This window comes from Arthrobacter antibioticus, assembly GCF_030063205.1.
Classification (GTDB): Bacteria; Actinomycetota; Actinomycetes; order Actinomycetales; family Micrococcaceae; genus Specibacter.
In genome coordinates this window covers 1-7,270 of record NZ_JASISQ010000014.1, presented here as the reverse complement: position 1 = coordinate 7,270, position 7,270 = coordinate 1, and the positions used below count along the sequence as shown (strand labels likewise).

At 55.3% G+C, this 7,270-nt stretch carries 5 protein-coding genes; 1 reads left to right on the top strand and 4 read right to left on the bottom strand.

Annotation, left to right across the window (positions count from 1 at the left end; genetic code table 11):
- Window positions 1-473 precede the first annotated feature (473 nt).
- From tyrS to QMG40_RS17220, 4 genes are all read right to left on the bottom strand, one after another.
- Window positions 474-1,784, bottom strand: a complete 1,311-nt coding sequence (gene tyrS, locus QMG40_RS17235) for a tyrosine--tRNA ligase (RefSeq protein ID WP_283532375.1) — start codon at window positions 1,782-1,784, stop codon at window positions 474-476.
- Between the two features lie 98 nt (window positions 1,785-1,882).
- Window positions 1,883-4,123 (bottom strand): HelD family protein, encoded by a 2,241-nt coding sequence (locus tag QMG40_RS17230; protein WP_283532374.1) that lies wholly within the window; start codon window positions 4,121-4,123, stop codon window positions 1,883-1,885.
- A 250-nt stretch (window positions 4,124-4,373) separates the two neighbouring features.
- Complete coding sequence (locus QMG40_RS17225) at window positions 4,374-4,907, bottom strand: adenine phosphoribosyltransferase (protein WP_283532376.1); 534 nt, start codon at window positions 4,905-4,907, stop codon at window positions 4,374-4,376.
- Window positions 4,908-5,096: 189 nt separating this feature from the next.
- Window positions 5,097-5,762, bottom strand: coding sequence for a DNA-3-methyladenine glycosylase (locus tag QMG40_RS17220; RefSeq protein ID WP_283532373.1), 666 nt, complete (start codon window positions 5,760-5,762; stop codon window positions 5,097-5,099).
- A 286-nt stretch (window positions 5,763-6,048) separates the two neighbouring features.
- Here QMG40_RS17220 and QMG40_RS17215 point away from each other — a divergent pair, with 286 nt between their 5' ends.
- Complete coding sequence (locus QMG40_RS17215; RefSeq protein ID WP_283532372.1) at window positions 6,049-6,924, top strand: DNA-3-methyladenine glycosylase family protein; 876 nt, start codon at window positions 6,049-6,051, stop codon at window positions 6,922-6,924.
- The last annotated feature ends 346 nt before the right edge of the window (window positions 6,925-7,270 follow it).

Genomic DNA, 7,270 nt, shown 5'->3' with positions numbered 1-7,270 from the left:
AAATTCGAAACCAGCTAAACAACCATTCATCACCACAGGGGCGGCAACAAACAGTCAAATAACCAATTCAATATAAATAAATTGGTATCAATAAAACTTGGCACACTATTGAGTTCTCAAACAACAATTACATTCGAGTAGTTACTAATTAATACTAAATAATTAGTTTTCGTCGTTGCGATATTCATACTTTATTTCATTGGAATTCACTTTGTCCAATCCACAGCATGTGTGGCTCGTCACTTGGTGTTTTCCATAAACCCATTCTTACTTGAATATTTTCGAATCGAAGAGACGTTGATATTCGGTAGTTTGTATGGTTTGTGGTTTCTTGCGAGGTGGTGATCTCTGCTCCGCAAGCGGAGTGGGTCAGCGTTGCGCAAGCAACAGATAGAACAATACACCGATGCCCGTCCCCGATGCAAATCGGGGACGGGCATCATCAAAACCGCAAAACAAGGCCTGTTCTAAAACTAGTTGGCCAGCTCCACCATGGACAGGGTGCGTTTTCCTCGACGGACCAGCAGGTACTTCCCATGCAATGCATCGGCAGCACCCAAAATAGTGTCCGGATCACTGATCTTGACGTTGTTTACGTAGGCTCCGCCTTCGCTCACCGTCCGGCGAGCGGCAGAGTTGCTGTTGGATAGCCCCGAAGCAACTAGGAGTTCAATAATGTTCAATCCGTCGTACGGGGCGCTTGTACGTGGCAATTCACTGGTCGCCGAGGCCAGGGTCCCCTCATCAAGTTTGGCTAGATCTCCTTGGCCAAAAAGCGCGGCAGAGGCTGCGATGACCTTCAAGGTGGTATCCACTCCATGAACAAGAGCAGTCACTTGGAATGCTAGAGTGCGCTGGCCTTCACGAGCCTGCGGCTTTGATGTCACTGACTCCGAAATCTCAACGATCTGTTCACGCGATAGAAACGTGAAGACCTTCAGGCGATCAACCACATCGTCATCGGCAGTGTTTAGCCAGAACTGATACATGTCAAAGGGGCTGCACATGCCGGCGTCGAGCCAGATGGCGTTGCCTTCGCTCTTGCCAAATTTGGTGCCGTCTGAGTTGGTGATCAGCGGTGTACCCAGCGCATGAACGGTGGCTCCCTCAACTTTGCGAATCAAGTCCGTGCCGCTGGTCAGGTTCCCCCACTGGTCGGAGCCACCTTGCTGCAGAACACATCCGTATTGGCGGAAAAGCTCAAGGTAATCCATACCCTGGAGGATTTGGTAACTGAATTCAGCGTAGCTAATGCCGTCGTCGGAATTCAGCCGCGAAGCAACAATGTCTTTTTTGATCATCGTGCCCACACGGAAGTACTTACCTACGTCGCGCAGGAAGTCCAGCACTGACATGGGCTCGGTCCAGTCGAGATTGTTGACCATCCGCGCAGCGTTCTCACCTTCAAAGGACAAGAAGCGCTGCACCTGTCCTTGGAGGAACCCTACCCACTCGGTAACGGTTTCCTTGGTGTTCATGGTGCGTTCCGCTGTTGGACGCGGGTCCCCCACCAAACCAGTTGATCCGCCCACCAGCCCCAACGGTTTGTGACCAGCTAGCTGCATACGCCGCATGGTGAGGAGCTGCACTAGATTGCCTAGGTGCAGGCTAGGCGCGGTGGGGTCAAAACCGCAATAGTACGTGATCGGCGCACCGGCGAGTAGCTCCTCAAGGGCTGCCTCGTCAGTGGAGACCTGAACGAGGCCTCTCCACTTGAGCTCCTGCCACACATTGGCGAAACTGGGATCATTCTCGGGGACGCGAAGGTTAGTTTGCAAAGACACGGTTCAAAATTACCAGCACGACGGCGTTTCCACGACATTCCTTCCCGCCGCAGTGTTGCGCTGAAGCCGCCAATGCAGTGTGCAGCCTGACCTGCGAATTACTTTTGGATACCGGCGGGGAGAGGTTCCGATGTGATCAACCGCAGGCGACGGGTTGGACGGGTCATTGAAACGTAGAGATCCCCGACCCGACCGCTTGCACCTGCAAGTAGAGCGGCCGGCTCAACGATGATGACGCCGTCGAACTCCAGTCCCTTTGCCTCGTGAGGATCGATCACCACGATATTTTGCTCCAGCGAGCCAGCCCCATGACCAATACGATTCCCATAGACGCTCCGCAAGGCCGCGGCAGTGGCGCGCACCATGGAGGCGGGGGTAATTACTGCCAATAACCCATCACCCACGGCGGCTGTTTCCTCCGGCACCACGGCAACTACCTGGTTGATAACTTCCGAAGCGTCTACGAAGTCAACGATGGGCTCCCACTCACCGTCGCGCACCGCCTTCGGTGCAGAGACCACTTGGCCGGCAGCATTAGCCATGCGCACTGCTGCCTCCGCGATTTGCGTGGGCGTGCGGTAATTGACAGTCAACTCCTCAATGTTCCATCGGTCCCCCAACAAGGGAGTCAACGCCCGATCCCATGACATGGCTCCAGCCGCGGAACTTGTTTGAGCAATATCACCAACAATTGTGAATGACTTCACTGGACAGCGGCGCACCAACAGACGCCACTGCATGGGCGAAAGTTCCTGGGCCTCATCAACCACCACATGGCCGTACGCCCAAGACCTGTCAGTCAGGGCACGCTCGGCACTGGTCTGCGATTCGGCTTCAACAATGTTGTAATCAGCCAGCTGCTCAGCCGTAAGGATGCCGTCCACGCCGGAGTCTTCCAACTGTTGGTTCATGTTGGAGATAGCCTTTTCGGCGTTAGCTAGGTCGCGCTTCCTCTGTGACTGCGCACTTGCTTGAGCGCGCCCGCCGCTGGCATCCATGTCACCGAGAAGTTCGGCTGCCTCATCGAGCAGGGGTATATCAGACTCGCTCCAGGGCGAGCCCGGACTGCGCAGCAGTAAATCCCGTTCTGCTTGGCTAAATTCCGGTGTGACTGCAGCAAGGATCTCGGGTTTGCTGAACATGTCATTGATAAGCTGCTGAGCGCTCATGGGCATCCAGCACAGGTTGAGTATCACGCGAACGTCGCGTGCAGAGCGGACATCCTCGCCCAGATATGACCTGTCTGCGTTGTTGCCAGCACCCGCAGATTCAATGTGTTCACGCAGTTGCTCGGTAAGTTCGCGCAGCAGAGTTTTCACGAAAGTTACCCGTGCTTCGTTGTGCGGCAGACCCGTGGCCCGAGCCTTGTCTCTGGCACGGCGTACTTGACGAACGGTAAGAATCAAACGTGTGCCTTCGACGTCGACCCTGACATCTTCACGAGGGGTTCGTTGACGGTTCGCGACGGCGTTTGCCACAACCTGGGCCATACCGATGCGGCCCTTCAGTTCTGCCATTTCAGGGGATTCGGCTGCAGTTGCTTGTACGCCGGGGAAAAGATTGCCGACGCTTGCCATGACTACACCTGTCTCACCCAGCGAAGGCAAAACCCGCTCAATGTATTTCATAAACGCATTTGAAGGTCCTACCAGCAGTACACCGGCAGCCTGAAGTCGCTCGCGGTGGGTATAGAGCAGATATGCTGCCCGGTGGAGCGCCACGGCAGTTTTTCCTGTGCCGGGCCCGCCTTGGACCACTAATGCGCCACTCAAAGGTGAGCGAATGATCCTGTCCTGCTCCGCCTGAATGGTACCGACGATGTCATTCATGCGGCCCGTGCGCTTGGAATTTAGTGCAGCCAGCAGCGCACCTTCGCCCTGTAAGTGTTCACCGTCAACAAGCATTGTGTGGTCAAGAACGTCATCCTCTATGGCTTTGACATTGCGCCCGTTTAACAACAAATGACGACGGCGACGCACCCCCAACCGCTCAAAGGCGGTGGCCTGATAGAAAGTACCGGCTTCGGGGGCGCGCCAGTCAACCATCAGCTGACGCAAATCCTTGGTGGAAAGGCCTATGCGGCCAATATATCTGGCTTGCCCGTCATCTAGGTCCAGCCGGCCAAACACGAGTTTGTCATCAACTGCGTTCAGCTGTGCCAGACGGTTCTCGTATAACGTTGCAAAAGCGTCTCGTTCGGAACGGTTCTGATGTGTGCCCATGGATTTAGTCCGGCGCACATCACCGAGTTGCTCGACCTTTTCAGCGCGAAGTTCATCTAAGCGTGAATAAAGACCGTCAACATAGCTGCGTTCTTGGGCCAACTCGTCGTCATACATGCAAGGCTCCTGATACGTAAGGCATACCGCCAAAAGGCAGACCGTCTATTCTATCCCTCTATGTGCGTGGGTGCTTTCACTTGTGATTGCCGAGACATGAAGGCCGCTAAGCACGTGCCATCGGGAGGTCCCACATCCTGCACACTTCTTTGCTTCTCAGCTGATCACCGCCTACGTCGCTTCAATCCGAAAGTGCCTGTGTCACGGGTTGGGCAGGTGAGAGGCACTGTGGCTTCCCAGGCAGGAACAGCTACACGTGAAGCAGGGAAACCACGTCATGGCTGTTAAGAGTCTCGCGTCCCGAGAGTGTGTCAATTTCCAGCACCACCCCGATGCCTGCCACGAGGGCGCCTGTACGTTCAAGCAGTGCAGCAGCGGCACTGAGCGTTCCACCCGTGGCCAGGACGTCGTCGAGTATTAATACACGCGTGCCAGCAGGGACATCTTCCTGATGCAGTTCCAGGGTTGCATGACCATACTCAAGCTCATAGCTCTGGGCATAAACTTCGCGCGGCAGTTTTCCGGCCTTGCGGATAGTGATTACACCGGTTCCAGTGGCGTAGGCGGCGGCAGCCGCTAGGAGAAAACCACGAGCCTCCACTCCGGCCACGGCATCAAACTCTCCACTGAAGGCCGCAGTGATGGAATCGACCACCAGTTTCAGAGCCGGCCCGTCGGCAAAAACAGGGGTGAGATCTTTAAACACGATCCCGGGCGAGGGGTAGTCCTGAACGGTTGCGCATAAATTCTCAATGACGGTGGACACTTGGGGACATTGCTCCACGTGTGTAGTGACTGAAAATTGTGTTCCGGGGGCGTCTAATCTCTCGTTCACTCTTCAACCGTACAGCCTGAACAGTGCTGGCACTCCCCTCCACTTGAAAAGGTGCTCCGTACCTCTCGACACCGGCACGGCGCCCAAAAAATATTGGTGCGTAATGCCATTTGCTAGCCCACATCTAACGATCAGTACTTACCTAAGTCCTGGACCTGCTTTTACGCCCCGACGTGGTGCACGAATCACTCCGGGTTTGAATCTCGAGACTGTTGGATCCCCACCGATCCAAAATCGCCAAGGGTACTCGGCTGTGCCACCAGACCCACTGATACCGACTCGCGGTCCCGTCATGACCCCACTCACTGGTGTTTCCGGAAGTGTCACTGTCACTTCACCGGCAAGGGCGGGGATTCCATTGTGTTCCCCAGAAATTCCCATCGCCTTAGTAAGTCTCGCCGGCCCCTGCGCAAGTTCAGAGTCACGCTTGGAAGTTGGACGGCGCAAGCGCGCTAACTCTAGACCTTCTACGACTTCTCCGGCTCTCATCAGACAACCTGACGAGGTCCCTTCCGGCCTGCACACGAGGTTGGCACAGAAGTGCAGACCATAGGTGAAGTACACATAGAGGTGACCGGGCGGACCGAACATTACAGCGTTACGGTTAGTCTTGCCTCGATAGCTGTGCGCGCCGGGATCCGGAGCATCAGAATCGGCTGGTCCTAGGTATGCTTCCACCTCGGTCAGGCGGACGGCCACCGGACCTTCCGGACTTTCATGGCGCACCAGTGCACCCAGCAGGTATGGTGCCACCTCGATGGCAGGCCTCTGAAGAAGTTCAAGGATGTTAACTTGTTCGCCCATATTCTCAATTTAGCAGGGGTTACCAAGCACGCTCTGCACGAGCTGAACCACACGGGTACCATGCCCAGGTCTGCGGCTACGCAGTGATCGGAGCCACTTTTTAATACGGATGTCCCAATACCCCGAGGAGGATTCCTGTCGGGTTGGCAATTTCGCTAGAACTATCACTTGCTGACTAAAACATGCCCGGCTCACACAGGACATGGGCTGTTCGAGAGCCTGAGCCGGATAATGTGTTGCTGTTTACTGCTGCACTGCTTGACCAGTTGGGATGGGAAGATCAACTATGAGCATTAAACTCGATTTCACTCCCCCGTTTGATCCGGGAATCTTTGACTTCCTCGCTGCCCGTGCAGTGACCGGGGTCGAGGAGGCTGATTCGCTATGTTATGCCCGGACGGTGTTGCTCGATGGCGGGCATGGATGGCTCCGCGTTAGCTGGGACGGGCAAGCGTTATGGTTGGAGCAAGATTTGGAGGACCCAGCCGACGCTGCCCAACTATTGGGCAAAGTCCGCCATCTCTTTAATCTGGATCACGACCCCGCACTAGCCGACGATAAGTTGAGAACATTGCCATTGCTAGCTGAGCGTGTGAATTTGATTCCTGGAATCAGGCTGCCAGGCTGCGTGAATAAAGCAGAAATACTGATCAGGGCCATGGTTGGCCAGCAAATAACGGTAGCTGCTGCCAGAACGGCACTTAACCAACTGGTGGCGACAAGCACGCCCAGTCGCCTTCCTCACGGGACCATGAGTCATTTTTTTCCAAGTTCACAGGAGATTGCCGTCAATGGCCGTCAGATTCTTCGGGGCCCCCAACGCCGGATTGACTCCATTGTGGCTGTCGCTGGAATGCTGTCCGAGGGGTCCTTGAGGCTCGAGCCAGATGACACCCAGGAAACGCTCGTCCAGAAGCTACTCCCTATCCCAGGCATAGGCCCCTGGACTGTCGGGTACTTAGCCATGCGAATACTCGGCAGCAGCGACATCTTCCTGCCCAGCGACGCAGCGGTGCGAAACGGCTATGGCCTCCTTCGAGGAGATTCGCTCGCCCAAGCTCGCACTATCAAGGCCACAGAGCTGGGTCGCATGGCCGAACCGTTCCAACCATGGCGCTCCTACCTGACACTGCACCTGTGGCGGGTGTCGGGGGAAAAATAGTTTCAGTTCCTAAAAACTATTCAACAAACCAGACGAGTCATAGCACCTACCGGAAATGTTAGCAGTCGACGCCGAGGCTACGCTTTCCGGAGCGCTCATTTTCTGGAGTGGCCGTTCTGGGTTGGAGGTTCGGCGGGACCCGCTCTGACGACATTCCTTGCGGCAGTAACTGCTGTAACGGGAGTAGCCGGAGCAACTGGAGTAGCCGGAGCAACTGGAGTAGCTGGAGCAGCTATGGATTGTGGCGTTTTTTGTGGTGTTTGGTGGTGTTTTCTTTTGGTGGGTTGAGGGTGTGGTTGATGTGTTTTTTGAGCCAGGTGGGGTATTGGGTGCGTTGGGGTTCTTG

Excerpts from the sequence above, each read along its gene's own strand:
- QMG40_RS17215 (WP_283532372.1), top strand. The coding sequence starts at position 6,049 with ATGAGCATTAAACTCGATTTCACTCCCCCGTTTGATCCGGGAATCTTT.
- QMG40_RS17220 (WP_283532373.1), bottom strand. The coding sequence starts at position 5,762 with ATGGGCGAACAAGTTAACATCCTTGAACTTCTTCAGAGGCCTGCCATC.
- QMG40_RS17230 (WP_283532374.1), bottom strand. The coding sequence starts at position 4,123 with ATGTATGACGACGAGTTGGCCCAAGAACGCAGCTATGTTGACGGTCTT.